Annotated in this window: 26 protein-coding genes; 11 read left to right on the forward strand and 15 right to left on the reverse strand. The window is 34.4% G+C overall.

Translation table 11 applies throughout. The features are described 5' to 3' along the window. Positions 1 to 2: 2 nt before the first annotated feature. The 8 genes from B5X55_RS16505 to B5X55_RS16540 all read right to left on the reverse strand — a co-directional run bounded on the left by B5X55_RS16505 (position 3) and on the right by B5X55_RS16540 (position 10,731). Positions 3 to 2,402, reverse strand: coding sequence for a TonB-dependent receptor (locus B5X55_RS16505; protein WP_079513919.1), 2,400 nt, complete (start codon positions 2,400 to 2,402; stop codon positions 3 to 5). Positions 2,403 to 2,514: 112 nt separating this feature from the next. Beyond that, the gene (locus B5X55_RS16510) at positions 2,515 to 4,731 is read right to left on the reverse strand and encodes an NADP-dependent isocitrate dehydrogenase (RefSeq protein ID WP_079513921.1); all 2,217 of its coding nucleotides are present in this window, start codon (positions 4,729 to 4,731) and stop codon (positions 2,515 to 2,517) included. Between the two features lie 621 nt (positions 4,732 to 5,352). After that, the gene (gene rplS / locus B5X55_RS16515) at positions 5,353 to 5,703 is read right to left on the reverse strand and encodes a 50S ribosomal protein L19 (protein ID WP_079513923.1); all 351 of its coding nucleotides are present in this window, start codon (positions 5,701 to 5,703) and stop codon (positions 5,353 to 5,355) included. A 135-nt stretch (positions 5,704 to 5,838) separates the two neighbouring features. Further along, a complete protein-coding gene (gene trmD / locus B5X55_RS16520; RefSeq protein WP_079514003.1) occupies positions 5,839 to 6,513 on the reverse strand; it encodes a tRNA (guanosine(37)-N1)-methyltransferase TrmD in 675 nt (224 codons plus the stop codon). Positions 6,514 to 6,527: 14 nt separating this feature from the next. Next, positions 6,528 to 6,992, reverse strand: coding sequence for a GNAT family N-acetyltransferase (locus B5X55_RS16525; RefSeq protein ID WP_234999771.1), 465 nt, complete (start codon positions 6,990 to 6,992; stop codon positions 6,528 to 6,530). A 14-nt stretch (positions 6,993 to 7,006) separates the two neighbouring features. Next, complete coding sequence (locus tag B5X55_RS16530) at positions 7,007 to 7,630, reverse strand: tRNA (guanine-N1)-methyltransferase (protein WP_079513927.1); 624 nt, start codon at positions 7,628 to 7,630, stop codon at positions 7,007 to 7,009. A gap of 145 nt (positions 7,631 to 7,775) precedes the next feature. Then, the gene (locus tag B5X55_RS16535; protein ID WP_079513929.1) at positions 7,776 to 9,224 is read right to left on the reverse strand and encodes a glyceraldehyde-3-phosphate dehydrogenase; all 1,449 of its coding nucleotides are present in this window, start codon (positions 9,222 to 9,224) and stop codon (positions 7,776 to 7,778) included. Positions 9,225 to 9,339: 115 nt separating this feature from the next. Further along, positions 9,340 to 10,731 (reverse strand): S1C family serine protease, encoded by a 1,392-nt coding sequence (locus B5X55_RS16540; RefSeq protein ID WP_079513931.1) that lies wholly within the window; start codon positions 10,729 to 10,731, stop codon positions 9,340 to 9,342. A 127-nt stretch (positions 10,732 to 10,858) separates the two neighbouring features. On the opposite strand from B5X55_RS16540, the gene dapF reads away from it, so the two are divergent. The 4 genes from dapF to B5X55_RS16560 all read left to right on the forward strand — a co-directional run bounded on the left by dapF (position 10,859) and on the right by B5X55_RS16560 (position 13,974). After that, complete coding sequence (dapF, locus tag B5X55_RS16545) at positions 10,859 to 11,635, forward strand: diaminopimelate epimerase (protein ID WP_079513933.1); 777 nt, start codon at positions 10,859 to 10,861, stop codon at positions 11,633 to 11,635. Further along, complete coding sequence (locus tag B5X55_RS16550; RefSeq protein ID WP_079513935.1) at positions 11,629 to 12,156, forward strand: GNAT family N-acetyltransferase; 528 nt, start codon at positions 11,629 to 11,631, stop codon at positions 12,154 to 12,156. Before dapF ends, B5X55_RS16550 begins: the two co-directional genes overlap by 7 nt. Beyond that, a complete protein-coding gene (mltG, locus tag B5X55_RS16555) occupies positions 12,153 to 13,196 on the forward strand; it encodes an endolytic transglycosylase MltG (protein ID WP_079513937.1) in 1,044 nt (347 codons plus the stop codon). The genes B5X55_RS16550 and mltG overlap by 4 nt, the downstream gene beginning before the upstream one ends. Positions 13,197 to 13,380: 184 nt before the next feature. After that, positions 13,381 to 13,974 carry a hypothetical protein gene (locus B5X55_RS16560; protein WP_234999773.1) on the forward strand — a complete coding sequence of 198 codons (594 nt, stop codon included), beginning with the start codon at positions 13,381 to 13,383 and terminating at the stop codon, positions 13,972 to 13,974. A gap of 55 nt (positions 13,975 to 14,029) precedes the next feature. Here B5X55_RS16560 and B5X55_RS16565 read toward each other — a convergent pair whose 3' ends face one another. The 3 genes from B5X55_RS16565 to dnaA are packed head-to-tail and all read right to left on the reverse strand — an operon-like array spanning position 14,030 to position 16,642. Next, positions 14,030 to 14,752 (reverse strand): SAM-dependent methyltransferase, encoded by a 723-nt coding sequence (locus tag B5X55_RS16565; protein WP_079513941.1) that lies wholly within the window; start codon positions 14,750 to 14,752, stop codon positions 14,030 to 14,032. Beyond that, positions 14,753 to 15,205: a low molecular weight protein-tyrosine-phosphatase gene (locus B5X55_RS16570; RefSeq protein WP_234999774.1), complete on the reverse strand. Its 453-nt coding sequence runs from the start codon at positions 15,203 to 15,205 to the stop codon at positions 14,753 to 14,755. A 12-nt stretch (positions 15,206 to 15,217) separates the two neighbouring features. Beyond that, positions 15,218 to 16,642, reverse strand: a complete 1,425-nt coding sequence (gene dnaA / locus B5X55_RS16575; protein WP_068484623.1) for a chromosomal replication initiator protein DnaA — start codon at positions 16,640 to 16,642, stop codon at positions 15,218 to 15,220. A 200-nt stretch (positions 16,643 to 16,842) separates the two neighbouring features. On the opposite strand from dnaA, the gene B5X55_RS16580 reads away from it, so the two are divergent. Continuing rightward, positions 16,843 to 17,241: an acyl-CoA thioesterase gene (locus B5X55_RS16580; RefSeq protein WP_079513943.1), complete on the forward strand. Its 399-nt coding sequence runs from the start codon at positions 16,843 to 16,845 to the stop codon at positions 17,239 to 17,241. Between the two features lie 19 nt (positions 17,242 to 17,260). On the opposite strand, the gene B5X55_RS16585 is transcribed toward B5X55_RS16580, so the two are convergent. The 4 genes from B5X55_RS16585 to ribD are packed head-to-tail and all read right to left on the reverse strand — an operon-like array spanning position 17,261 to position 20,395. Then, positions 17,261 to 17,863, reverse strand: a complete 603-nt coding sequence (locus B5X55_RS16585; RefSeq protein ID WP_079513945.1) for an IMPACT family protein — start codon at positions 17,861 to 17,863, stop codon at positions 17,261 to 17,263. A gap of 19 nt (positions 17,864 to 17,882) precedes the next feature. After that, entirely contained in the window at positions 17,883 to 18,764 is an 882-nt protein-coding gene (locus tag B5X55_RS16590) for an EamA family transporter (protein WP_317042735.1), read from the reverse strand. 3 nt (positions 18,765 to 18,767) lie between these two features. Continuing rightward, the gene (locus B5X55_RS16595; RefSeq protein ID WP_079513949.1) at positions 18,768 to 19,370 is read right to left on the reverse strand and encodes an HAD-IA family hydrolase; all 603 of its coding nucleotides are present in this window, start codon (positions 19,368 to 19,370) and stop codon (positions 18,768 to 18,770) included. Beyond that, positions 19,367 to 20,395, reverse strand: a complete 1,029-nt coding sequence (gene ribD / locus B5X55_RS16600) for a bifunctional diaminohydroxyphosphoribosylaminopyrimidine deaminase/5-amino-6-(5-phosphoribosylamino)uracil reductase RibD (protein WP_079514007.1) — start codon at positions 20,393 to 20,395, stop codon at positions 19,367 to 19,369. Before ribD ends, B5X55_RS16595 begins: the two co-directional genes overlap by 4 nt. 152 nt (positions 20,396 to 20,547) lie before the next feature. Between ribD and B5X55_RS16605 the strand changes: the two genes are divergently transcribed. Genes B5X55_RS16605 through B5X55_RS16625 form a run of 6 tightly spaced genes read left to right on the forward strand, consistent with a single transcriptional unit; the run spans position 20,548 to position 26,003 of the window. Next, positions 20,548 to 21,033, forward strand: coding sequence for a GNAT family N-acetyltransferase (locus B5X55_RS16605; protein ID WP_079513951.1), 486 nt, complete (start codon positions 20,548 to 20,550; stop codon positions 21,031 to 21,033). A gap of 2 nt (positions 21,034 to 21,035) precedes the next feature. Further along, entirely contained in the window at positions 21,036 to 21,884 is an 849-nt protein-coding gene (gene prmC, locus B5X55_RS19065) for a peptide chain release factor N(5)-glutamine methyltransferase (RefSeq protein WP_143814523.1), read from the forward strand. After that, the gene (locus tag B5X55_RS19070; protein WP_143814524.1) at positions 21,881 to 22,462 is read left to right on the forward strand and encodes an LOG family protein; all 582 of its coding nucleotides are present in this window, start codon (positions 21,881 to 21,883) and stop codon (positions 22,460 to 22,462) included. Before prmC ends, B5X55_RS19070 begins: the two co-directional genes overlap by 4 nt. After that, positions 22,438 to 24,459 carry an NAD-dependent DNA ligase LigA gene (gene ligA, locus B5X55_RS16615; RefSeq protein ID WP_234999775.1) on the forward strand — a complete coding sequence of 674 codons (2,022 nt, stop codon included), beginning with the start codon at positions 22,438 to 22,440 and terminating at the stop codon, positions 24,457 to 24,459. The genes B5X55_RS19070 and ligA overlap by 25 nt, the downstream gene beginning before the upstream one ends. A gap of 6 nt (positions 24,460 to 24,465) precedes the next feature. Further along, positions 24,466 to 25,704, forward strand: coding sequence for a cation:proton antiporter (locus B5X55_RS16620; RefSeq protein ID WP_079513953.1), 1,239 nt, complete (start codon positions 24,466 to 24,468; stop codon positions 25,702 to 25,704). Continuing rightward, entirely contained in the window at positions 25,701 to 26,003 is a 303-nt protein-coding gene (locus B5X55_RS16625; protein ID WP_079513955.1) for a hypothetical protein, read from the forward strand. Before B5X55_RS16620 ends, B5X55_RS16625 begins: the two co-directional genes overlap by 4 nt. Positions 26,004 to 26,028: the final 25 nt, after the last annotated feature.

Genomic DNA, 26,028 nt, shown 5'->3' on the forward strand with positions numbered 1-26,028 from the left:
GATTAAAGTTTAAAATTATAGGTTACCGCAGGTACAATACCAAAAATAGAAGTTCTAACCGCTTCATTTGCACCAGTATCATCATTACGTCGAAAACTAATTGAGGCAGCATTTCGCCTGTTATATACATTGTATAAGCTAAATACCCATTCACCTTTAATTTTTCTATTGGTATTCTTTCTTGGAGTTAGCGTAGCAGATAGATCAAGTCGATTATAAGCAGGTAGTCTTTGCGTATTGCGTAGTCCGTAATACGGGACTGTTAAACCCTGAAATTCAAATTGACCGATTGGGTAATTGGTAGGTTGACCAGTTTGATAGGTGAAATTACTACTGAAACTCCATTTGTCATTTAAATCATAACTTAAGAACATAGAAATGTCGTGAGTTTTATCATACGGAGTGTTGTACCAGTTTCCGAAATTAATTCCAGATTCGATATTGTTACGACCATTATCTGAAAATGGAGCTCTACCAGGTGTGCGTTGCTCTGATTTAGATAGGGTATATGCAAGCCAGCCTTGAAGTTTACCTTCATTCTTTCGCAGTAAAAATTCTAATCCGTATGCTCGAGCTTCGCCATTTAGAATTACTTGCTCAATAGCATTATTTGCAATTAAGTTGGCCCCATCTATGTAATCAATTCTATTTTGAACATTTTTATAGAAAACCTCACTCTCTACAGAATAATCACCGTCTTTAATATTTTTAAAATATCCGAAGGCGTATTGATCTAGCAGTTGTGGTTTTGTAAACGGCCCACTCGGTGTCCAAACATCTAATGGAGTAGGGGAACTAGTGTTAGATAAGAGATGAAGGTATTGAGCTAGTCTTGTATAGCTTGCTTTAATTGAACTAGATTCGTTTAAGGTATAGGATAATGACGCTCTAGGTTCAAAATTGCTGAAAGTTGATAAAGTGGTTCCTCTACCAGGGTTTATAACATCAATTGGTTCTGCTTCCTGATAAATGAGTAGTAAAGGATCGAATTCAACAGGATTATTATTTGCGTAAACATTAAGTTCATCTTGACCTAAACGCATGAAGTGACTGAAACGTAAACCGTAACCAAGACTTAAATTTTCTGTTACTCTATGTTCTACATCTACATATGCAGCAAATTCATTAGCGTATTTTTGAATTAGCTGTTCTTCGACAATTCCCGATTCAGCATTACTAGGTTCAATTTTACCAGGATTGAATTGATAATAAACATTATTTAGGCCGTAATTTATTTGTAGCTTATCATTCATATAATGTTTAAGATCATATTTTACATTGAAATTACGAATACCTGAATTCCAATTAAAACCAACAAAATCAAGCTTTAAGCCATAATAGTAATCTGAATAAATAAGCGATAGATTGGAGAATAATTTATCTGAGAATAAATGGTTCCATCTAAAATTACCCACTGCATTTCCGTAAGTGTTTACAAAACTATCATTTATGCCAAATACATCTCTACCGAAGTAACCAGATAGAAATATGTTGTTCTTGTCGTCTAATCTATAATTAAGTTTGGTATTTAAATCGTAGAAATAGGCGGTGTTGTCAAGATCGAATAAGGGTAAGAAAAGATGTGCATAAGATGCTCTACCACCAATCAAAAAAGCTGCTTTATCTTTTTTAATAGGGCCTTCAATTAAAAGCCTGCTGGCAACTGCACCAATACCACCATTCATTTTAAACTTCTTACTATTTCCTTCTTTTTGAAAAATATCTAGAACAGAGGAAACTCTACCACCATATCGAGCAGGAATGCCACCTTTATATAGTTTGATATCTTTAATTGCATCAGGATTGAATACCGAAAAGAAGCCGAATAAGTGAGATGAGTTGAAAATTATTGCTTCATCTAAAAGGATAAGGTTTTGGTCTACGGCACCCCCTCGAACATTAAAACCTGAAGCACCTTCACCAGCATTTGTTACGCCGGGTAAAAGTAAGATGGACTTAATTATGTCGGCCTCTCCAAGAATTACAGGTATTTTTTTGATGGTACCTATAGAGAGGGTGTTTACACTCATTTGTGGTTTTCGAATATCCATCTTTTCCACATTTTCTGTAACTACTACCTCTTCTAGCTGTTCAGCTTCTTCTTCAAGTAAATAATCTATTCGTCTATTTTCGTTTAGTTTTATTTCTTGCAGAACATCTTTGAAGCCTATGTAGCTAATTAAAACTGAATAAGTACCTTCTGGTAAGGTGATGGAATAAAAACCATACTCATTAGTTGTTACACCAGTTTTTAATTCTGGTATTGCAATTGTTACACCAATAAGTGTCTCATTACTACTATTCTCAGATATGGTACCACTTAAAGTGAATTTTTCTTGACCTAATGAAATTGAGGAATAGCAAAGTAGGGTGACAAGAATAAGTTGTAGGTATCCTTTCATCAATTTTTTTAGTAAAAATAGTCAGAAATCGGCAACCCTCCTAAAAGTTAATGTTGTTCCAAAAAAAATACCCTCAATTAGTATTGAGGGTATTTTAATTTAAACGTTGTAATTAAATTGCGTTTAAAATTTCATTAAGTGTAGTGCTCGGTCTCATTGCTTTTTCTACCAAAATAGCATCAGGCTTATAGTACCCGCCTATATCTTGTTTCGAACCTTGAGCATTAATTAATTCAGTAAGAATCTGAGGTTCTTTTTCGTTAATTTGAGTACTTACCTTTGAAAATATTGCTTTTAATTCTGCATTATTATCTTGATGAGCTAGTGCTTCTGCCCAATATTTTGCTAGGAAGAAATGACTTCCTCTAGTGTCGATTTCTTTTACTTTTCTAGAAGGAGACTTGTCGTTTAATAGAAACTTTTCTGTAGCGCTGTCTAAAGTGTCACCAAGAACTTTAGCCATTGCATTCCCGTTCTTCTCTCCGTAGAACTCTAAGGAAACTCCCAATGCTAAAAATTCACCTAAAGAATCCCATCTTAAATGTCCTTCTTCTAAAAATTGCTCTACGTGTTTTGGGGCAGAACCACCTGCGCCTGTTTCAAATAGACCACCACCATTCATTAAAGGAACTATAGAAAGCATTTTAGCACTCGTACCGACTTCAAGTATTGGAAAAAGGTCAGTTAAGTAATCACGTAAAACATTACCAGAAACAGAAATAGTATCCTTGCCGGCTTTCATTCTTTTTAAAGTAAATTCTGTAGCCGCAGTAGGGGACATGATTTGAATGTCCAATCCATGAGTATCCTCTTTAGCTAAGTAGGTTTTTACTTTTTTAATAAGTTCTGCATCATGAGCTCTTTTCTCATCTAACCAGAATATTGTTGGATCTTTAGTTGCCTTTGCTCTAGATACAGCTAATTTAACCCAGTCTTGAATAGGAGCATCCTTCACTTGACACATACGCCAAATATCTCCCTTACTAACCTTATGCTCAATTAAAACAGTACCGGTTTCTAAATCTAAAACTTGCACTGAACCATTTTCCTTAATTTCAAAAGTTTTGTCATGAGAGCCATACTCTTCTGCTTTTTGGGCCATAAGACCAACATTTGGAACAGTACCCATTGTTGTCGGATCAAATGCTCCGTGTTTCTTGCAGAAATCGATAGTAGCGGTATAAATACCGGCATAACTACTATCTGGTATAACCGCCTTAGTATCTTGAGCCTTACCTTGAGCGTTCCACATTTTACCTGAATTTCTAATCATTGCAGGCATTGATGCATCAATAATTATGTCGCTTGGTACGTGTAGGTTTGTTACACCTTTATCTGAATTTACCATGGCCAAATCTGGTCCGCTGGCCAAAGCAGCATCTAAATCTTTTTTAATTGCATCTTTCTCAGCTAGCGGTAGCTTTTCAATTTTTTGATATAAACTGGCTAAGCCATCATTTGGGCTAACACCCAACGTATCAAATGTGTCGGTATATTTTACAAATACAGGCTTTAAGAATGTTTCCACAACGTGACCGAAAATAATTGGATCGGAAACTTTCATCATGGTCGCTTTTAGATGAACCGAGAATAGAACACCTTTTTCTTTGGCATCTTTAATTTCCTTTTCTAAGAATTCAAGTAATGCTTTTTTACTTAATACAGTAGCATCAATAATTTCGCCAGCTAATAGGTCTAATTTATCTTTTAGAATAGTTTCTGAAGAATCGGATACCAATTTAATCTGTATCGATGTATCCTTACTAAGAGTTATGGATTTTTCATTTGCTTGAAAATCACCTTCAGCCATAGTAGCAACATGTGTCTTGGAGTCTGAACTCCAAGCACCCATACTGTGAGGATTCTGTTTTGCATAATTTTTTACTGCGCGTGGAGCTCTACGATCAGAGTTACCTTCACGTAATACAGGGTTAACGGCACTGCCTTTTATTTTATCGTATTTAACCTTAATTTCTTTTTCTTCCTCATTCTTAGGCTCATCTGGATAACTAGGTAATTTATAGCCTTTAGACTGTAACTCTTGAATAGCCTCTTTCAATTGAGGAATAGAAGCGCTAATATTTGGTAATTTGATGATGTTTGCTTCCGGCTGTTTTGCCAAATTGCCCAATTCCTCCAAATCATTGGAAACCTGTTGTTCTTTGGTTAAAAATTCGGGAAAGGTAGCTGCAATTCTACCTGCGAGAGAGATATCTCTGGTTTCTATTTTAATTCCTGAAGATTTGGTAAAAGCTTTTACAATAGGTAAAAAAGACACCGTAGCCAATGCTGGGGCTTCGTCTGTTTTGGTATAAAAAATTTTGGACATTTGCGGTTTGTTTTAATTTAAGCGGAACAAAGATACAATTTTCTATAGGCTAAAAAGACAGGAATTGCCCTAATATTTCAGGCTGGCGTGAAGATTTGTTAAATAACAAAAGCCATATCAATGTACGCATACAATGATATGGCTTTTTAGAAAAAGTTTACGGACAGTTTGTTTTAATTTTTCATTAAAACGGCAACCCTTGATTGCACCCGCTTCACTAATTCAACGTTTAAAATGTTTTTGAAATTTAAACATGGGGTCTAAACTTTAATCAACATTTCTTTTTCGTTATTTTAATTAATCACTAAAAACTAAAATATAGAATTTAGATACTTAATAAATCATTAAATATAAAAGCGACAGCCTTTATCTAAAATATTCACCCCTAAAAGGTTCAATAACAATACAAAGAACGCAAACTTCGTAATGACTCTAAATTGGATGCCTTGTCGTTTCCAAATTGTTAATCACACTTAAATTTACAAAAAAAAATCTATTGAACGAATATTTTTATAAATATTTATTAATCAACAGGTTATGAACATCGGTTATTCACTTTTGTTCATAAAAAAAGCACCGTCTCAAATTGAAACGGTGCTTTATATATTTGTTGAGGGAAATTTATCCTCTTATTTCCTTAATTCTAGCTTTCTTGCCAGTTAATTCACGGAAATAGTAAATTCTAGATCTACGTACTTTACCTCTTTTATTTACTTCAATTTTTTGAAGTGCAGGTAAATTAATTGGGAAGATACGTTCTACACCAACTGTTCCAGACATTTTACGAATAGTAAAAGTTTCTGTTGAACCAGTACCTCTACGTTGTATAACAACACCTTTGAAAAACTGAGTTCTTGTTTTTTCGCCTTCTCTAATTTCGTAGTACACAGTAATTGTGTCACCAGATGAAAACTTTGGGAATTCTTTTTTAGTTACGAATTCGTCTTGTACAAATTTTATTAATGATTCCATTGTATAGTTAATTGGAATTAAATTAGAGTAACATTCACGATTATCGTCAGAGGTTATTCTAACAAGCTGCGAAATTAATACTTAAATTAAAACCTACAAGTATTTTAGTTGATTTTTCGCTCGAAATACATGAGTTTATTGTAATAAATCAGGTCTAAGCTTCTCTGTGCGCTCATATGCCTTGCTTTCTCGCCATTCTTCAATTTTACCGAAATTACCGCTTAGCAATATATCTGGCACATTCATTCCTTTATATTCAGCAGGTCTTGTGTACACTGGCGGAGCTAACAACCCATCTTGAAAAGTATCTGTCAGGGCAGAAGTTTCATCGTTTAAAACGCCAGGAATCAATCTAATGATAGAATCGCATAGTACTGCCGCACCCAATTCACCACCTGATAGTACATAATCGCCTATAGAAATTTCTTTTGTTATAAAAGCATCTCTAACACGTTGATCGACACCTTTATAATGACCACAAAGAATAATCATATTGTCAATCATTGATAGTTGATTAGACATTTTCTGATTTAGAGTTTCCCCGTCAGGCGTCATATATATGATTTCATCGTAATTACGTTGAGATTTCAGATTAGTGATACATTTGTCTATAGGTTCAATCATCAAAACCATACCAGCGCCACCACCAAACTGATAGTCGTCAACATTTCGATATTTGGTATCGGTATAATCTCTAAGATTATGAAAATGTACTTCAACCAAACCTTTATCTATAGCTCTCTTTAAAATAGAAGCTTCAAACGGACTTGTAAGTAATTCGGGTAATACGGTAATAATATCTATTCGCATCTTTTGATTTTGCTTCATCGTTTAACCTGCCAAAAGTAATGAAAACAGTGGTAATCTTTTTCCCAACCTAATTTCTCATAAAGCTTTTGCGCAGGGTTATCGATAGCTGTTTCTAAGGCAAGACCTTTAAACCCTTGTTGAGTGCAAAATTGTTGAGCTTTTTCTAATAATTGTTGCCCGACCGATTGTTTGCGATATTTTGAATCTACGTAAAGATCATTTAGAATTAATGACTTTTCTAAACTTACAGAAGAGAAGGTGTAGTATAATTGTACAAAACCTATCGTATTTTCACCTTCATAGGCGGCGAATATGACTGATTCTTCATTTGATATTCTATCATTAAGAAATGCCTTGGCGGCATCAAAGTCTGACTCCATTTTATAAAATACTCGGTAGCTATCGAAAAGAGGTACAATATCTTCTATCTGTGAACGAGTAATTCTTCTTAAATTTTTCATATCAAAAAAAAGCTCCAAAACGGAGCTTTTAATTATTTAGTTTTCTTCTGTTTGTTGATTTCATCTTGTAGCTGCCTACTAATCTTCTGCTCACGTTCTAGTGCTCTTCTCCTATGGTCTTCATATTCAACCTCTAGTTCAGAAAGATTTTGCTTCGCTTCTTGGGTTAGTATATTACTGTTTCTAAACCTATAAATAAACAAGCCTAATAAAAGAAATAAACCTCCAATAATTGTCCAAAGAATAAAATTATAAGTTCCTTTAGAAACCGGAATGCCAATGAATGACATGCTATCTTTTTCTTCAGTAACTGTGCTAAGATTAGTAGTTGTCTCTTCTAATTTTTTATTCAAAGAAGTTATAGTGGTCTCATGTTCAGCTATGGTAGACTTTAACTCACCAGTCTTTTTATTCATTGCAGCAATTGAGTCCAATACATTTTTACGTATCTTAAAAAGGTTGGTTTCTTTTACCACCTCATATCTAACACCATCAGCCCTATAATTACCAGAACGCTTTGCGATATAGTCAAACTGATTGCTGATAGGTCCTTCATCTAAAGACAACTTATCGTCTTCTTCCCCATCGTCTTGTGCAAATTGTTGGTTAGCGACGAAAAGAAACGCCACTAGTAGTAGTATTCTATAGAATTTCATGAAATAGATTCTTAGGTTAAAATAAATGATTTAGAGATGACTAAAGTACTTCATTAAAGTCAAATTATAAAAAAAAATGAATAAACGTTATCACTGGTTATTTAACTACGTACGCTATCATGAAATAGACGTTTTCTTTTTAAAATTAGTAATATGTATAACGGCGAACCTTTGCAATATACTTTGCTAATCTAATGACCTGGTGTGAATAACCATATTCATTGTCATACCATATATAAAGAATAATATTTTTACCTGTACTAGAAACTATGGTAGCCATACTATCGTAAATTGATGGTGCAGAAGTACCTATAATATCTGAAGAAACAAGTTCTTTATCTAGGGAATATTTTATTTGTTCTACCAAATCCCCTTCAAGTGCGTATTTCTTAATCATGGTGTTTACGCCATCTAATGAAGTTTTTTGATTTATTTCTAGATTTAGAATTGCCAATGAACCGTTCGGAACAGGCACTCTAATAGCATTGGATGTCAACTTTCCTTTTAATGAAGGTAACGCTTTAGCAACTGCTTGGCCAGCACCTGTTTCGGTTATGACCATGTTTAAGGCAGCAGCCCGACCTCTTCTATATTTCCCATGCATATTATCGACTAGGTTTTGGTCGTTAGTATATGCATGAATGGTTTCTAAGTGACCTTTCACTATGCCAAAGGTCTCTTCGACAGCTTTTAAAATTGGTGTTATAGCATTTGTTGTGCAAGATGCGGCAGAAAATAATTCAGTATTATCTGGATCATACTCTAAATGATTTACACCATGTACGATGTTAGCAATATTCTTACCAGGTGCTGTTAAAAGTACTTTTGAGGCACCATTCGCTTTAAGATGTCTTTCTAATTGTTCCTTATCTCGAAAAGCACCGGTATTGTCAATAATCAAAGCATTTTTTATTCCATATTCTGTGTAATCAATTTCTTCGGGCATATTAGCATAGATAACGTGTACCGTAGTGCCATTTATAATAAGTTTTTGGTTTTCATGATCAACCTTTACCGTACCGTTAAAAATACCGTGAACAGAATCAGTTCTTAAAAGGCTTGCTCTTTTTTCTAGGTTTTCACTTGTTGGCTTACCGCGAACAACAATTGCTCTAAGTCTTAATTGATTTCCTTTACCGGTTTTAGTCATTAATTCTCTAGCTACCAATCGGCCAATTCTTCCAAAACCGTAAAGAACTACATCTTTAGGTTCTATGCTTTTAAAGTCTTGAGCAGTTTTAAGTCTATCTATTACAAATGCTTTTACATTGCTTAAAAGATTATTATCTGAATGATATTCATAAGTTAATTTACCAATGTCTAGTTTAGAAGGTGGCAAAGGAATATCGGCTATTGAACGTAATATTTCTACCGAATCGAAGATAGAAATTGGCTTTTGTACAAATTCACCTGCGTACTCATGTAAATGTATAATATCACTTACGTTTTTATCAATAACCTGGTTTTTGAAAAGTACAATTTCAATAGATTTATCGTACCAAAGATCACTAACAATTTTTATGAATTCAGTAGTTGCTTTTCTTCGGTCTGCTTGAAAGGCCAGCTCTTTTTCAAATGTAGTTTGTGGAGCCATAATAATTGATTGATTTTTAGAATTCGCACAAAACTAGAAAATTTAAGCGCCTTATTTAAATAATTTTCAACAAAAAGCCTTCGTTTTTACGAAGGCTGTATTTTTTAGCGTTTTCTTATTGAAAGATAAGCCGGTCTCGTTCTCCGTTAGGTCCTAACATTGTAATAACCGTTTTATCATATTTTGAGATTCCTCCAAAGGCATTATAAGCATCATCAATGTTGCCAATTTCAATATCATCTATTTTTACTATTACTTTTTCAGATAATCCGTATCCTCTATATCTTTCAGGTACTCCTATTATCTTGACGCCAGTTTTAGTTTTGTAAACCTTTTTGTCATGTGCAGTAAGGTTCTTTACTTCTAAGCCCATTTCTGGAACTACTAATGTTTGTCTTTCCTTTAATGTTAGAGGTATATGCAATATCTCATTTTTTCTATCAATCACAAAGGCTAAGGTGTCGCCAGGTCTTTTAGTTGAAAGGTATCCTGTTAGGTCTGGGTATTTGTGTACTGCTATTTCATCAACCTTTTTAATAATATCTCCAATTTCAATACCTGCTTCTTGTGCAGCAGATTCCTCTTCAATTAATTCAATATAAACTCCATCAATATTGTTGATTCCTTTTTCAATGGCATCTCTTGTATTTGTAGGGGCAGGTCTAATACCCATAAAGCCTTTTTGAACATTACCATATTCTAGAATATCTTGAATTACCTTTTTTGCAATATTACTAGGTACAGCAAATGAATAACCTACATAAGATCCTGTTTGAGAAGTGATAGCAGTATTAATACCTACTAAATCTCCGTTTGTATTTACTAAAGCTCCCCCTGAATTTCCTGGGTTAACAGCAGCATCAGTTTGTATAAAAGATTGATTTTTTCCAAGATTACGTGCTTTTGCACTAATAATACCTGCGGTTACGGTAGAGGTTAGGTTGAATGGATTGCCTACAGCTAAAACCCATTCTCCAATTTTTGTTTGGTCAGAATCACCAAATGCTAAATAAGGTAACTTTTCATCGGTATCTATTTTAATTAAAGCAATATCTGAATTTGGATCAGCACCTATTAATTCAGCGTTGTATGTTTTGTTGTTATTTAATGTTACCTGTAGTTGATTTGCTCTACTTATAACATGGTTATTGGTAACTATATATCCGTCAGAAGAAATTATTACTCCAGAGCCGGTTCCTACTTGAGGTACAGGACTACCGCTCGACCCATAGAAAAAATCTAATATGCTGGTAGGGCCATTGCTTAAAGTGATATTCATAACATGAACAACCGCATTAACTGTATTTTCTGCAGCTATGGTAAAATCTACTTCATTAATTCCAGAACCACTTGCAGAAGTTGGGGTATAGTTGGTGTTAAAAACACCATTGCCATTTTCTTGTGAAATAATGGTAAAATTATCTTTTTCGAAAAAGAATTTATAAGCGCCCAACGTAATTGCGCCTGCAAATACAGATACAAGTAGCAGACTTGCTAATCTTTTCATAATCTTTAGTGTTTTAACGTATTCGACACAAAATTACTTGTTTTTATGCTCTTTGATACGCGTTTAACTACTTTTTAACTACTATTAAAAACTTAATTATATCCTATCTTTGTGTCTATAAGCTAACATGAAATATACTTTTTATAAATATCAAGGAACCGGTAATGATTTTGTGATGTTTGATAATCGCAAAAACGAATTTCCGAAAGACGATGTGAGTTTGGTTGCAAGTATCTGTGATCGTAAATTTGGTGTAGGGTCTGATGGATTGATTTTATTAGAAGATGATGAAAAAACAGATTTTAAAATGGTGTATTTTAATTCTGATGGTAGAGAAGGAAGTATGTGTGGGAATGGTGGAAGATGTATTGTCGCATTTGCATATTTTCTTGGCATAATTAGGAATAAAACGGTTTTTATAGCTGTGGATGGATTACATGAAGCTAGTATTGAAGGAGATGTTGTGAGTTTGAAAATGACGGATGTGCAAGAAATAAGTAAAAAGCAAAATGCTCTTTACCTAAATACAGGGTCTCCGCATCATGTGCAATTGGTTAAAGAATTGAAATCATTTAATGTGTTTAAGGAAGGTGCACGTTTACGGTATGGGGTTTATGGTGAAAAGGGTAGTAATATCAATTTTGTAGAACAAAACGAATCAGGAGGATTCGATATACGTACCTACGAACGAGGTGTTGAAGATGAAACATTATCTTGTGGTACAGGTGTAACTGCTGTTGCCTTAAGTATGTATCATATGGGGAAAACAAAGAAAAAGATTGTTCCAATTAAAGCAGTAGGAGGCAATCTAGAAGTTTCTTTTGATGAACAAAACGGTTTGTATAGTAATATCTATTTAAAAGGAGAGGCGAAACAAGTTTTTAAAGGTGAGCTAACGTGGTAAAATTAATAGGAAAGCAGATTTATCTAAGGGCCTTAGAACAAGAGGACCTAGATTTTTTATATGAACTTGAAAATAATACCGATGTTTGGGAGGTTAGCGGTACAATTGCACCGTACTCCAAAAGTGTGTTACAACTCTATTTAGATAATGCTCATCGAGATATTTATGATGTGAAGCAATTACGTCTGGTAATTAGCGATTTACAGGATAAAGCAATTGGATTGATAGATATTTTTGATTTTGAACCAAATCATAAACGAGCAGGCATAGGTATAATTATTCTAGATACAGAACGAAGAAATAAAGGAATTGGGGCTGAGTCTATTACCTTATTAAATAATTATGTTTTTGATGTACTAGGGTTAAGACAGATATATGCCAATATTTTAGAAGAGAATTTAGCAAGCATGCATCTGTTTAAAAAATTAGGTTTCGTAGAAGTAGGTATTAAAAAAGATTGGGTTCGTGTAAAGAATACCTTTAAGAACGAGGTTTTACTGCAAAAAATAAATAAAAAATGAGTTTCAAGCGTATTTTACTAGGTGTAGTTCTAGTAGGTCTAATTGGTGGCGGCATTTTAGCTTACATTGCTTATGGTACATTTTTCACACCTAATACTAGTTTCAATGATGATGAAGAATTTGTTTTTATACCAACCGATGTTTCTGAGAATGATTTAGAAAAAGTGTTATCACCATTACTTAAGGACTTTGATGCCTTCAAATCTGCTGCGAATAGAAAGGGCTACTTAAACAATATAAAAGCAGGTAGATATAAGATTGCCAAGGGTATGAATAATAACGAGATTGTTAATTCATTACGAAGTGGTAATATACCTGTAAAAGTTTCTTTTAATAATCAAGAGAGTGTAAATGATTTGGCAGGTAGGATTGCAAGTCAGATAGAGGCAGATAGTAGTTCATTGGTTGCTGCTTTTAAGGACACGGAGTTTTTAAATTCTAACGGATTTAATGTGGATAATTTGATTTCGCCTTATATCCCCAATAGTTATGAGTTTTTCTGGAACACATCTGCAATAGCCTTTAGGGATAGAATGTTAAAAGAATATAATCGATTTTGGAACGATGTTAGAATTGAAAAAGCGAAAGTATTGGGTTTACAACCTAACGAAGTAATTGCATTAGCGTCAATAGTACATAAAGAAACTGCAAAGGTTGATGAGCGGCCAACAGTAGCTGGAGTGTATTTAAATAGGTTAAAAAAAGGAATGTTACTGCAGGCAGATCCAACGGTTATTTATGCTATAAAAAAGGAGACAGGTAATTTTGACACCATAATTAAGCGAGTATTGTATAAAGATTTAGAAATGGATTCTCCCTATAATACATATAAGTATGCAGGTATACCTCCAGGACCGATTACCATGCCCGATATTACGGCTATTGATGCGGTATTGAACCCTAAAAAACATAATTACTATTATTTTGTGGCAAATGTAGAAAAATTCGGATATCACATGTTTGCAGAGAACTTAACGCAACACAACCGAAATAAAGAGCAATACATCCGATGGATAAATGCACAAAAAATCAAGAGATAGGTTTATTGTCCGAATTTTAGCACTTGTTAACTAAAACTGTATTCTTTTAACAGAACCTTCTTAAACTACTATAATTTCCCTGATACCTTTGTAAAAGAAATTTAAGCAGGCAAATAGTGTTCGCCATTAGTCTTAAGAAATAACAAGTATGAGAAGATGGATATTAATTTGTTGTCCTCTAATTATGATGTTTATTTTATCTGGTTTCGGTTTCAAACCCTTTAAGGTTGAAGTGCCGGAGTTGCTTAAAGTAAAAGAACCTACTTTAGTTTCGTTTCCTCAAGACGAATCTTTTTTATCGAATTATCAAATTGCTCCCCCTTTTCTTGGTAGTCAGTATATAGGCTTTAAAGAGGCATTGGCCTTTAAAGAGTCTCAAGGAAATTATTTTGCTATAAATAGCTATGGTTATTTAGGAAAATATCAATTTGGGCTAGGTACACTAGAATTAGTTGGTGTTTACGACGGAAATCATTTTTTAAATGATCCAATTCTTCAAGAGAAAGTTTTCAATGTAAATATCTCTAGAAACAAATGGATTTTAAGAAAGGATATTAAACGATATGTTGGGGTGCACATGCGCGGAATAGAAATTACCGAATCAGGTATATTGGCAGCAGCACATCTTGCAGGCCCAGGCAACGTTAAATTATATTTACGCTCGCAAGGTCGTATGGAAATTATGGATGGTTATGGTACTAGTATATCCCACTATATGAAAAAGTTCTCGGGATATGATATTTCTATGATTTTGCCGAAACGCAATCCAAGAATTTAAAAGTTTAAGTAGATATGAAAATAGGAAACCTTGGCAGTTTATTGCCAGGGTTTTTTTATGCATGAATAATAAAAATAGCCGGCCTTTTATGAAGGTCGACATTTTCATTTTTCCAATTGATTGCAGTTTTGGTTTTAATATATTCCGTCGGTAGGGTAATATCTGCTGCAACACAAATTCGCGTACTCGGTGCTAAAGATTTTATAAGTTCCTCAAGCATTTTATTATTACGGTACGGAGTTTCAATGAATATTTGGGACTGATTGTCTTCCTTTGATTTTCGTTCTAAATTTTTGATATATTTTTTACGCTCAGTACTATCAATTGGTAGGTAGCCATTAAAGGCAAAATTTTGACCGTTCATTCCGCTAGCCATTAAAGCTAATAAAATAGAGGAGGGGCCAACCAAAGGTATTACCTGAATATTCTTTTCATGAGCTATTTTAACAACGGCAGCACCAGGGTCAGCAATACCAGGACAACCAGCTTCTGAAAGTATGCCAACATCAAAACCTTCGAAGCATGGATTAAGAAAAGTTGGAATTTCTTGTGCCTCGGTAAACTTATTTAATACAGAAAGCTTTAATGAGGGTTGAGATTTCCTCGGACTTATTTTTTTGATAAAATGACGAGCTGTTTTTTCATTTTCAACTATATAGTAATCTAATTGCTCAATAGTTTGCTTAATTGAAATAGGTAATACCTCTAATGGTTCCATATCACCTAATGTAGATGGTATTAAATATACATTTCCTGTTTTCCCGTTTTTTGTGCTCATTTATTTATTTTCTATTCTTGCTGCTATAAGCGTGCAAGCTTTGTCAATCATTATATAAACTTTTTTAAAACCATCATCAGAATCATGATAAGGATCGGGGACCTCCTCGTTATTTGAATTAATTTCACTTAAAATTAGTTTAACCTTTTCTGCGTCCGATTTATTTCTTGCTAATCTTGTAATGTCGGCATAATTACTTTTATCCATGACGTAAATTAAATCAAAAGAATCAAAATCTGAAATGGTGAACCTCCTACAGCGTTGGTTGCTTATGTTGATACCGTAATCATGCGCGACCTTTATTGACCTCGGATCAGGAGGGTTGCCTACATGATAGCCGGCAGTGCCTGCTGAGTCTACAAATGTTTGTGTTGAATTTACTTTTGATTTAAGAATACCTTCTGCCAATGGAGACCTACAGATATTACCTAGGCAAACCATCAACACATTCATGGGGTAGTGGTATTAAGAGAATTTCTTTGTTAAGTCATCAATATACTTACGAAATTGCTTATCGGTTTCTGCTAAGTTATCTACAGTCTTACACGCATGTAAAACAGTGGCGTGATCTCTTTTACCTATTTGAGAGCCTATACTCGCTAAAGAAGCTTTAGTGAATTTCTTAGCAAAGAACATGGCTAACTGTCTTGCCTGTACAATATGTCTCTTTCTTGTTTTAGATTGCAAAGTAGCTACATCCATTTCAAAGTAATCAGAAACTACCTTTTGTATATAGTCGATAGATACTTCTCTTTTCGTATTCTTGACAAATTTCTCTACAACTTGTTGAGCAAGTTCTATTGTGACTTCTCTTTTGTTTAAGGTAGACTGAGCAATTAAAGAAATAATGGCTCCTTCAAGTTCCCTAATGTTAGTTTTTATATGCTTTGCAACATATTCTATGATGTCTTCAGGAATTTCAACACCATCTCTATATAACTTGTTCTTTAATATAGAGATTCTTGTTTCGTAATCAGGACTTTGCAATTCTGCGGATAGTCCCCATTTAAAACGAGATAAAAGACGTTGTTCAATATCCTGCATGTCAACAGGAGCTTTATCTGAAGTAAGTATTACTTGCTTACCATTTTGATGTAAATGGTTGAAAATATGGAAGAATACGTCTTGTGTACCAGATTTTCCAGATAAAAACTGTACATCATCAATGATAAGTACATCTATTAATTGATAGAAATGAATGAAATCATTTCTAGTGTTCTTCTTTACAGATTCAATATACTGTTGTGTGAATTTCTCAGCAGATATATAAAGTACGGTTCGCTCAGGATATTTATCCTTTATTTCAACACCAATGGCATGCGCTAAATGTGTTTTTCCTAAACCTACACCACCAAATACTAATAAAGGATTAAAAGAAGTTCCTCCTGGTTTATTAGCGACTGCCATACCAGCAGAACGCGCCAAACGGTTAGAATCTCCTTCTAAGAAATTATCAAAATTATAATTCGGATTTAGCTGTGATTCTATCTTTATATTTCTAATTCCTGGTATAACAAACGGATTTCTTAATTCAGGATTTTTAGATTTGATAGGAACATCCATTTCTTGAGCCGCCATCGCACCTCTATTAGAGCTAGGAATTTTTTCTGTAAAAGGCTCTTTATTTCCGTAGGTATTTTCCATACGAATGATATAGACCAGTTTTGCAGTTTCTCCTAATTCCTTTGTTAAGGCAACTTTTAAAAGTTTTACATAGTGTTCTTCTAGCCATTCGTAGAAAAACTTACTTGGCACTTGTATACTTAAAGCGTTCTCAGATAATTTAACTGGCTTAATAGGTTCAAACCAGGTTTTGAATGCCTGCGGTTGGATATTATCCTTAATAAACACCAAACAGTTTTTCCAGACGGAATTTGCAGTAACACTCATAATTTATTCTAAACTTTTAATGGTTAGCGTTTAGTTATAGCTAATTGAAAATTTCAATTAGGTCTCTTATTCAACTTGGGCAAATATGTGAACAAATAATTTAAAAAAAAAATCGATTAGCATTGAATTTGACCTTTTTTTTTCTCATGTTCGCTTGCTAGTAGCGGAGATTTTAAATATATACTTTTTACTTTAAATAAATGCGTACAAACGAAATTTCTTTTCGAATAAGGTATAGTGAAACAGACCAGATGGGGGTAGTATATCATGGTAACTATGCTCAATATTTAGAATTAGCAAGAGTTGAATGGTTAAGGTCGTTAGGAATTTCTTACAAAACTATGGAAGAAGATGGTATAATGCTTCCAGTAATAAGTTTATCAATCAATTATATAAAACCTGCTTTGTATGATGATTTAATTACAGTTAAAGTAATATTGAAAAAAAAACCTGCAGTTAGAATAGAATTTGATTATGAAATAACTAATGAAGCTGGTGATTTATTGGCTACCGCTAATACAGTTTTGGTGTTTATGGATATGAAAAGGAAAAGGCCAACAAAATGTCCACAATTTTTATTAGATAAATTAAACTACTAAGAAGAGTACGTATTTAAGTTTATTCAACAGCTTTAATATCTAGTTTGTGATGAGCCTTCAAAAGTTTAAAGGTTTTTTTAAATTCACTTTTTGGAATCGAAAGAACGATTTTACATTTAAGATGTAAGTCCTGTGAAATAATTTCAAGTTGATGTTTCTTAACCAATCGCATAACTATATCCATTTCTGAATATTCGAACGAAACGCCTACTTGTTGTTGTAACACCTTCTTTATTATGGTAGCGTTTTCCAAAGCTAACTTCGCAGTTTCCTTGTAAGCACTTATTAATCCGCCAACACCTAATTTGGTTCCACCAAAAATTCGAACTACAGCAACTAGTGTATTGGTAACATCAAAAGATTGTAATTGACCATAAATGGGCATTCCGGCTGAATTATTTGGTTCTCCATCATCATTTGCACGGTATGATAAGTTTTCAATTCCCATTTGCCAAGCATAACATACGTGGTTGGCTGTAGGATATTCTTTTTTTAAGCATTCAATATATTCTTTTACTTCATCTTCATTGGTCACAGGAAAGCAATACCCATAGAACTTACTTTTTCGTTCCTTGTATAAAATAGGTTCCGATGGTTTTGAAATAGTTCTATAGGTGTCCATATTAAATAGTTTGCCAAGTTTATAGAAAATTCATTAACTGCTGGCCAAATGCAACCAAAACAATACTCAAAACAGCCATGCCGATACCAAACCAATTTTTAATAGTCAGCCTTTCTTTAAATAGTATAATGCCTAACAAAGTTGAAAACATAACAATGGCAACGTTATTCATGGTGAAAACAGAAGCACTGTTCCAAGTAGGGTGTTGTAACGCTTTTAATAAAAAGTAAATAGAGAAATAGTTAGGAACACCTAAGCAAATACCTCCAATAACATTTTTTAAATTGACCTTAATAGGTTGGGTTATTGATTTAAAACCTATAAATAAAACACCGAAGATTCCGGCAGAAGCAAATACACTAGCAGAGAATAGGGCATATTCTTCTTCTGGCATATGTACTTCTTGAAAATACTTAATACTGGTGTCTATAATTCCAGAACCTAAAAAAACCAGTACTGGTAATATGAAGGCCCATTTCTCAGTTTTTATTTTATGCTTTTTTAACGATGTAAAATATACAGCAAAAAGGGCCAATATTATGCCTGTAATTTCTATTATACCAAGCGCCTCCTTATAAAAGAAAACTCCGAAAAGCACGGGTATTGTAAGAGACATTTTGGTGGCGACAGATGCTACAGATACTCCGAGCTTTTGAGAGGTTGCTGCCATTAGATTAAAAATCACGATAAACAATAAACCTAGGGCAATACTACCCCAAAACCAGCTTTTGTGTGGAATTGTTGAAATGTCAAAGGGTTCATTGTTATATAAAAGCCCAACCAAACATGCGATAAAGTAGTTTAGAATTATTGCATAGATTGTTTGAACCTGATATTTAGCGAACAGTTTAAAAATCACAAAGATTAGGCTTGAAAACAGAATGCTGAGAACTAAATACATCACTTAAAGATGGTTTAAGGTTTCAAGAACATCTTCTTTGCCTACTTGTAAATTCCAACATAAAATCCCTAATTTCGAAGCACTTAGGGTGTTCTCTTTAGAGTCATCAATGAATAGGGTTTCATTTGCAACTAGATTATTTTCATGAAGTACAAACTCATAAATATTTGAATTTGGTTTGCGCATCTTCAATTCTTGTGATAGATAAAATTGCTCAAAACAGTTTTGAAATCTTTTGAAACGTTCTAAGCCCATCGATTTTTTAACTTGCTCTATGTGAAGGTCGTTGGTATTACTCAGTAAAAACAATCGATACCTATTTTCCTTTTTAAGTTGTTCAATAAAGGTTAACCGTTCTTCTGGAAAATCTAAAATAATGGAATTCCAAGCAGCTATAATTTGCGCCCTACTTGCGTCATTAAAAATAGACTGCAAAGCATTGATAAAAGTATCGGACTCCATCAACCCCATTTCATAATCTTTAAAGATAGCGTCAAGTTCTGGTGTCATTTGGGTGAGTCCAAATTTTGACATTTCCAATAAGGGTGCTTGCTTGTCTAGGTTGATGAAAATATCACCAAAGTCAAATATGATATTTTTAATCATGGCTTAAATATGGTTAATTGGTCCGTTGAAATTTGCACCTGTTCTTTAATAACACCTTTTATCCTTGGTGCTTTAATACCTTTTTTAAATGTTGATGTGCCTTTAAAAATTCGAGCTTCATCCCATAAATTATTATCAATAAAACTTTCTATGGTTTTAGACCCACCTTCGATTATAACACTTTGTATCTGTTCTTCGTAAAGCAATGAACATACTTGTTGGGGTAATGAAGTTTCAAAGTTTAAAATCTTGTAGGTGATATGATCAACATATTGGCTAGCATCTTCAACTTCAGTGCAAATAATTGTCCTTTGATTTCCATCAAAAACATGAAAATCAATTGGAATTTTTAAAGTTCTATCTATAATAATTCGTGTTGGCGGCTTACCAGTCCAATCTCTTAAGTTTAATTGAGGATTGTCGACCAGTACAGTGTTGGTTCCCACTAAAACACCTGGCTCTTCGCTACGCCATTTATGTACTAATTGTCTAGACCTTCTATTGGTAATCCAATAAGGTTTTTTCTTTTCATCTCTAAGGGTTGGCTCTGGTGCTATAAAGCCATCTGCCGTCTCTGCCCATTTTAAGATAATGAAGGGGCGCTTTTTAGTGTAATACGTAAGAAATCTTTTGTGATGTTCTTCACATTCTTTTTTGAGAATACCTACTTGAACACTACAACCAGCTTGTTCAAGTTTCTTTATACCGTTACCAGCTACTTTTTCATGTGGGTCTTTTAATCCTATTACAACCTTAGGTATGCCCATTTTTACAATTAAATCGGCACAAGGTGGTGTTTTGCCAAAATGGGAGCAAGGCTCTAGGGTTACATAGAGGGTTGCTGATTTTAACAATGAAATGTCCTTAACTGAATTAATGGCATTTACCTCAGCATGAGCGCCACCATAGGCACTGGTATAGCCTTCTCCGATTATTTTGTCATTATAAACAATAACGGCACCCACCATCGGGTTAGGAGCAGTAGTGCCTAGTCCGTTTTTTGCAATTTGAATAGAACGCAGCATATATTTCTCATCCGTTGAAAAAGAATCTAATTTTGCATGTGCGGTATTATGGGAATCAAGATTATTATTGGACATCAAACTTTACCTTTATATGCATATCACGTATCTTCACACCTCAAAAATAGCACTTTAAAACCTATTGCATTATTGATATGGAAAATGTATTAATTCGTGAAATTAGAAAGGAAGATAATCCTCAAGTGGCATCAGTCATAAGAAAGGTCTTGGTAGATTTAGGAGTGCCTAAGGTTGGTACTGCCTATGCCGATACTGCCTTAGACCATATGTTTGAACACTACGATAAGCCAAAGGCTACTTACTTTGTTGTCGAAGAAAATGGTGTTATTTTAGGATGTGCAGGGGTTGCCCAATTAGATAACTATGAAGGCAATATTTGTGAACTTCAGAAAATGTATTTTCTTGAAGCAGCTAGGGGTAAGGGTATTGGTAATAAAATGATAAACACTTGTTTAGAACGTGCTAAAGAATACGGCTTCGAAGGGTGTTATTTAGAAACCATGCCATACATGGAAGCTGCGCAAAAACTGTATAAGAGAATGGGTTTCGATTACATTGATGCTCCAATGGGTGATACGGGTCATTATTCTTGTCCGGTTTGGATGCTTAAAACATTATAACTGTGCTTTTAAGGGAAATTAAAAATATATTTCATTTAGAATTAGATGTGCTTTATGGCAAGGATGAAGTCTCTAGTTTTTTCTACCTATTAATTGAGCACTATTTTAATTTAGAGCGCTTCATTTTAGCAATTCAACCAGAACTAGTTATAGATAAAGAACAAGAAACTATCATTTTTAACGCCTTATCTGAATTGAAGTTAGAACGTCCTATTCAACATATTATAGGAAGCAGCTATTTTATGGAGATGGATTTTAAGGTCAATTCACATGTTCTAATTCCGAGGCCAGAAACCGAAGAATTAGTGCGTTGGGTTTTAGAAGACAACGAGAAAACTGAACAGGTTTTGACCATTTTAGATATGGGCACAGGTAGTGGCTGTATTCCTATTTCTATAGCTAAAAACTTATCTAATGCAAATGTATATGGATTAGATATTTCGTTGGATGCTCTTGAAGTAGCTCAGGAGAATAACAAAATTCATTGCACTCAAGTTGTTTTTTTTCAAGCGGATATACTTAATCTAGATTATGAATGTACCTATGACATAATTGTATCGAACCCGCCTTATGTAAGAGAATTAGAAAAGGCCGAGATGCAAAATAATGTTATTAACCATGAACCAAGTATTGCGTTATTTGTGCCAGATGAAGATCCTTTAAAATTTTATAGGGCAATTGTTATTTTCGCAGCTAAACATTTGAATGATAAAGGCAGCTTGTATTTAGAGATTAATCAATTTCTAGGTAAAGAAATGATAGCGCTTCTAAAAGAGTATGAATTTCATACTATAAAATTGAAACAAGATATGTATGGTAATGACCGAATGCTTAAAGGAATAATAAGATGAAAAGTATAGTTGTTTTTTGTGGTAGTAGTGAAGGAGCTAATGCTGTTTATGCATCGAATGCCTATGAATTGGGCGAGACCTTTGCAAAGAAGAATATTCAATTGGTTTACGGCGGAGCCAAAATTGGCATTATGGGTAAAGTTGCTGAAGGTGCTTTAACTAATGGAGGCAAAGTAATTGGCGTTATACCTGAGTTTTTAACACTGAAAGAGGTATTTCATGAAGGTTTGACCGAATTGATTGTTACCCAAAACATGCAAGAACGTAAATTGAAAATGCATGATTTATCTGATGGCATTATCATGTTGCCTGGTGGTTTTGGTACGCTTGAAGAATTTTTTGAAATGTTGACATGGTCACAATTGGGTTTACACCAGTACCCTATAGGAATATTGAACACCAATGGTTTTTATGACCCCTTAATAAATATGATGCAACAAATGGTTACAGAAGGTTTTGTGAAAAATGACCACTTAAACACCATTCTAGTAGACACGAATATTGAAAATTTATTGGAGAAAATGAAGCAATATCACCCATTGCCAACTCCAAAATGGATAAAAAAAGAGCAACTATAAATACTATGGAAGCGAGAATAAAAGAGCTTAGAAAAGAATTACGCGAGCATAATTACAATTACTATGTGTTAGATAATCCGACTATTTCTGATTTTGAGTTTGATATGAAACTTAAGGAATTACAGGAGTTGGAAACAAAGCACCCAGAGTTGTACGATGCAAGTTCTCCTTCTTTACGAGTAGGTGGAATGATTACCAAGAATTTTGAAACGGTAGTGCATGAGCATCGTATGTATTCTTTAGATAATTCATATTCTAAAGAAGATTTAGAGGATTGGGAAAAACGTATTCAGCGTAATTTAGGCGATTTACCTGTTGCCTTTACATGTGAATTAAAGTATGATGGCGCATCCATCAGTATTACTTATGAAAATGGTAAACTTGTAAGGGCAGTTACACGTGGTGATGGTATACAAGGTGATGACGTTACTAATAATATTAAAACGATTAAGTCGGTACCGCTTCAATTAAAAGGTGATTTCCCGCTAAAGTTTGACATACGAGGTGAAATTGTTTTACCGTTCGATGGTTTTATGAAGATGAACGAAGAACGTTTAGCCAATGGCGAAGAGGCCTATATGAATCCTAGAAATACAGCTTCAGGTAGTTTAAAATTACAGGATAGCAGTTTGGTTGCACAACGGCCTTTAGAGTGTTTGTTGTACGGTATCATTGGCAGAGATTTAGGGATTGATACCCAGTTTCAAATGTTAGAAAAAGCAAGGGAATGGGGTTTTAAAGTTCCAACTGTTGCAAAGCTTTGTAAAACGACAGATGAAGTAATGGCTTTTGTAGAAGAGTGGGATGTAAAACGTCATGAGTTACCATACGAAACCGATGGGGTTGTTATTAAAGTTAATAGTTTGCAGAATCAAGAGGAGTTAGGGTATACTGCAAAATCTCCCCGATGGGCCATGGCTTATAAATTTAAAGCAGAGCAGGTCTTTACTGTCTTAAATGAAATAACGTATCAAGTAGGACGTACTGGAGCCATTACACCTGTAGCGAACTTAGAACCAGTATTGTTGGCTGGCACTACCGTAAAAAGGGCCTCATTACATAATGCTGACCAGATTGAAAAATTAGATATTAGAGTAGGAGATACGGTGTTCGTTGAAAAGGGAGGTGAAATTATCCCTAAAATAATTGCTGTCGATTTAACGAAAAGACCGGCCGATTCAGAACCTACCCAATATATACACCAATGTCCGGAATGCGGAACCGAATTAACACGTAGCGAAGGTGATGCCAAGCACTATTGTCCAAATGAATATGGATGTCCTCCACAAATAACTGGTCGTATTCAACATTTTATTTCGCGAAAGGCTATGGATATTGAAGGTCTAGGAGGGGAGACCGTAGAATTGCTTTTTAAAGAAGGACTTATTAAAGATTACGCTGATTTATATCGATTAACAAAGGAAGATGTTTTGCCACTAGAGCGTATGGCTGAGAAATCTGCCGAAAACTTGGTTAAAGGCGTAGCTGATTCGGTTAACGTTCCGTTTGAAAGAGTTTTGTTTGCATTAGGTATTCGGTTTGTTGGTGAAACTGTTGCTAAAAAATTAGCGAAGGCATATAAAAATATTGATGCCTTAAAAGAAGCATCTTTAGAACATTTAACTGCAGTAGATGAAATAGGTGAGCGTATCGCACAGAGTGTCATTGACTTTTTTGCAAATGAAAAAAATATTGGTGCCATAGAAAGATTACGAAGTTATGGTGTACAATTAGAGCTTTCTGCAGATAAGTTAGAAAATCTGACCGATACCTTGGCAGGAAAAACTTTTGTGGTATCTGGAGTTTTTGAAATATTGAGTAGAGATGATCTCAAGAAGAAAATAGAGGATAATGGGGGTAAGGTTGGCTCTTCTATATCTTCTAAGACAAGCTATTTAGTGGCAGGTGATAAGATGGGGCCTAGTAAACGTACAAAGGCAGAAAGCTTAGATATACCTATTATCAGTGAACAAGATTTTATAAATATGATAGCATAAGTTACTATGGATGTTTTTACGATAATTTCAGTATTAGTATTTCTATCGGCCATTTTCGGTTATTTAAATGCGCGGTTTTTAAAACTCCCCAATAGTATTGGGCTTATGCTCATCACTATTGTTTTTACATTGGTAGTCTTTGGTATAGGTTATGTTGACGATACCCTTATTAATGCTGAGCGCTATATCATTGATCAGATAGATTTTAAATCTGTTTTACTAGATATAATGTTGAGTTTTTTGCTATTTGCAGGGGCACTTCATACTAATTTTGATCAATTAAAAGTGCAGCGTTGGCCTATTCTGGTATTTTCTACTCTAGGGGTCTTGGTCTCCACTTTTTTAGTAGGTACAAGCATGTACTATTTATTGCAGTTATTGGGAATGGATATCAATTTTATTTACTGTCTACTTTTTGGATCACTAATATCACCCACAGACCCCATTGCAGTTTTGGGAATACTTAAAAAAGCTGGAGCACCAAAACAGTTAGAAACCAAGATTGTAGGCGAATCACTATTTAATGATGGAGTAGGAGTTGTGGTTTTTCTTACTATATTTCAGTTGGCTTCGGCTGGTGAAACAGCTGTGGGGCCTTTAGAAATTCTTGAACTTTTTGGTGTTGAGGTCATAGGCGGTCTAGCACTTGGGTTGGCATTAGGCTGGGGTACTTACAAATTAATGAAGTCCATTGATGATTATGACATCGAGGTCATTATTACATTGGCAACTGTCATGGTAGGTACTTTAATTGCACAGAAATTTCACTTATCAGCCCCTTTGGCTATGGTGGCTGCAGGTTTGGTCGTTGGTAATGATACCGTGCGTAATTCTGCAATGTCTGAAACTACCGAAACCTATGTGGATAAATTTTGGGAATTGTTAGATATTCTATTGAATACACTATTGTTCGTTCTTATAGGGATGGAAATGTTGGTTCTGTCATTTAAGACTGAATATGTAATTGCCGGATTATTAGCTATTCCATTAGTTTTGATATGTCGATACCTTTCCTTGTTGCTACCTATCAAATTCTTTGAAAAGAAGCTTGATTTCGTGCCGAGAACTAATTTGATAATGACTTGGGGCGGATTGCGTGGGGGTATATCAATAGCCTTAGCTTTAGGATTATCAGATGATATGTTTAGAGACGCTTTTTTGGTAATCACATATATCATAGTCGTATTTTCGATAATAGGACAAGGCTTAACTGTTGAGAAGCTGATTAAACGTGTGGTACAATGATGCCCAAAACCTATCTCGAATTTAAGAATAGTTTAGAACTAACGCTAGTTCCAGAACAATGGCCAGAAGCTTTAAAAGCAATGTGGTTTGATGCAAAGGGAGATTGGGAATCTTCGCACAATATCGCCCAAGATATGCATAGTAAATTAGGTAGTTGGTTACATGCGTATTTACACCGAAAAGAAGGCGACCATTTTAATGCGGGCTATTGGTACCGGTTAGCAGAAAAGTCTTTTCCGAAATCTACCTTAGAGGAAGAATTAGAGGAGATTGTAACTTATTTAATAGAAACAGCTTAGAACGACTTATTGTTTCTATTTGTTT

It is taken from the genome of Maribacter arcticus (genome assembly GCF_900167935.1).
In the GTDB taxonomy this organism is placed as follows: Bacteria; Bacteroidota; Bacteroidia; order Flavobacteriales; family Flavobacteriaceae; genus Maribacter; species Maribacter arcticus.

What these genes read in the sequence shown, in the direction of transcription:
- B5X55_RS16505 (WP_079513919.1), bottom strand. Translation starts at nt 2,402, where the DNA reads ATGAAAGGATACCTACAACTTATTCTTGTCACCCTACTTTGCTATTCC.
- B5X55_RS16510 (WP_079513921.1), bottom strand. Translation starts at nt 4,731, where the DNA reads ATGTCCAAAATTTTTTATACCAAAACAGACGAAGCCCCAGCATTGGCT.
- rplS (WP_079513923.1), bottom strand. Translation starts at nt 5,703, where the DNA reads ATGGAATCATTAATAAAATTTGTACAAGACGAATTCGTAACTAAAAAA.
- trmD (WP_079514003.1), bottom strand. Translation starts at nt 6,513, where the DNA reads ATGCGAATAGATATTATTACCGTATTACCCGAATTACTTACAAGTCCG.
- B5X55_RS16530 (WP_079513927.1), bottom strand. Translation starts at nt 7,630, where the DNA reads ATGAAATTCTATAGAATACTACTACTAGTGGCGTTTCTTTTCGTCGCT.
- B5X55_RS16535 (WP_079513929.1), bottom strand. Translation starts at nt 9,224, where the DNA reads ATGGCTCCACAAACTACATTTGAAAAAGAGCTGGCCTTTCAAGCAGAC.
- B5X55_RS16540 (WP_079513931.1), bottom strand. Translation starts at nt 10,731, where the DNA reads ATGAAAAGATTAGCAAGTCTGCTACTTGTATCTGTATTTGCAGGCGCA.
- dapF (WP_079513933.1), top strand. Translation starts at nt 10,859, where the DNA reads ATGAAATATACTTTTTATAAATATCAAGGAACCGGTAATGATTTTGTG.
- mltG (WP_079513937.1), top strand. Translation starts at nt 12,153, where the DNA reads ATGAGTTTCAAGCGTATTTTACTAGGTGTAGTTCTAGTAGGTCTAATT.
- B5X55_RS16560 (WP_234999773.1), top strand. Translation starts at nt 13,381, where the DNA reads ATGATGTTTATTTTATCTGGTTTCGGTTTCAAACCCTTTAAGGTTGAA.
- B5X55_RS16565 (WP_079513941.1), bottom strand. Translation starts at nt 14,752, where the DNA reads ATGAGCACAAAAAACGGGAAAACAGGAAATGTATATTTAATACCATCT.
- B5X55_RS16570 (WP_234999774.1), bottom strand. Translation starts at nt 15,205, where the DNA reads ATGAATGTGTTGATGGTTTGCCTAGGTAATATCTGTAGGTCTCCATTG.
- dnaA (WP_068484623.1), bottom strand. Translation starts at nt 16,642, where the DNA reads ATGAGTGTTACTGCAAATTCCGTCTGGAAAAACTGTTTGGTGTTTATT.
- B5X55_RS16580 (WP_079513943.1), top strand. Translation starts at nt 16,843, where the DNA reads ATGCGTACAAACGAAATTTCTTTTCGAATAAGGTATAGTGAAACAGAC.
- B5X55_RS16585 (WP_079513945.1), bottom strand. Translation starts at nt 17,863, where the DNA reads ATGGACACCTATAGAACTATTTCAAAACCATCGGAACCTATTTTATAC.
- B5X55_RS16590 (WP_317042735.1), bottom strand. Translation starts at nt 18,764, where the DNA reads ATGTATTTAGTTCTCAGCATTCTGTTTTCAAGCCTAATCTTTGTGATT.
- B5X55_RS16595 (WP_079513949.1), bottom strand. Translation starts at nt 19,370, where the DNA reads ATGATTAAAAATATCATATTTGACTTTGGTGATATTTTCATCAACCTA.
- ribD (WP_079514007.1), bottom strand. Translation starts at nt 20,395, where the DNA reads ATGCTGCGTTCTATTCAAATTGCAAAAAACGGACTAGGCACTACTGCT.
- B5X55_RS16605 (WP_079513951.1), top strand. Translation starts at nt 20,548, where the DNA reads ATGGAAAATGTATTAATTCGTGAAATTAGAAAGGAAGATAATCCTCAA.
- B5X55_RS19070 (WP_143814524.1), top strand. Translation starts at nt 21,881, where the DNA reads ATGAAAAGTATAGTTGTTTTTTGTGGTAGTAGTGAAGGAGCTAATGCT.
- ligA (WP_234999775.1), top strand. Translation starts at nt 22,438, where the DNA reads ATGGATAAAAAAAGAGCAACTATAAATACTATGGAAGCGAGAATAAAA.
- B5X55_RS16620 (WP_079513953.1), top strand. Translation starts at nt 24,466, where the DNA reads ATGGATGTTTTTACGATAATTTCAGTATTAGTATTTCTATCGGCCATT.
- B5X55_RS16625 (WP_079513955.1), top strand. Translation starts at nt 25,701, where the DNA reads ATGATGCCCAAAACCTATCTCGAATTTAAGAATAGTTTAGAACTAACG.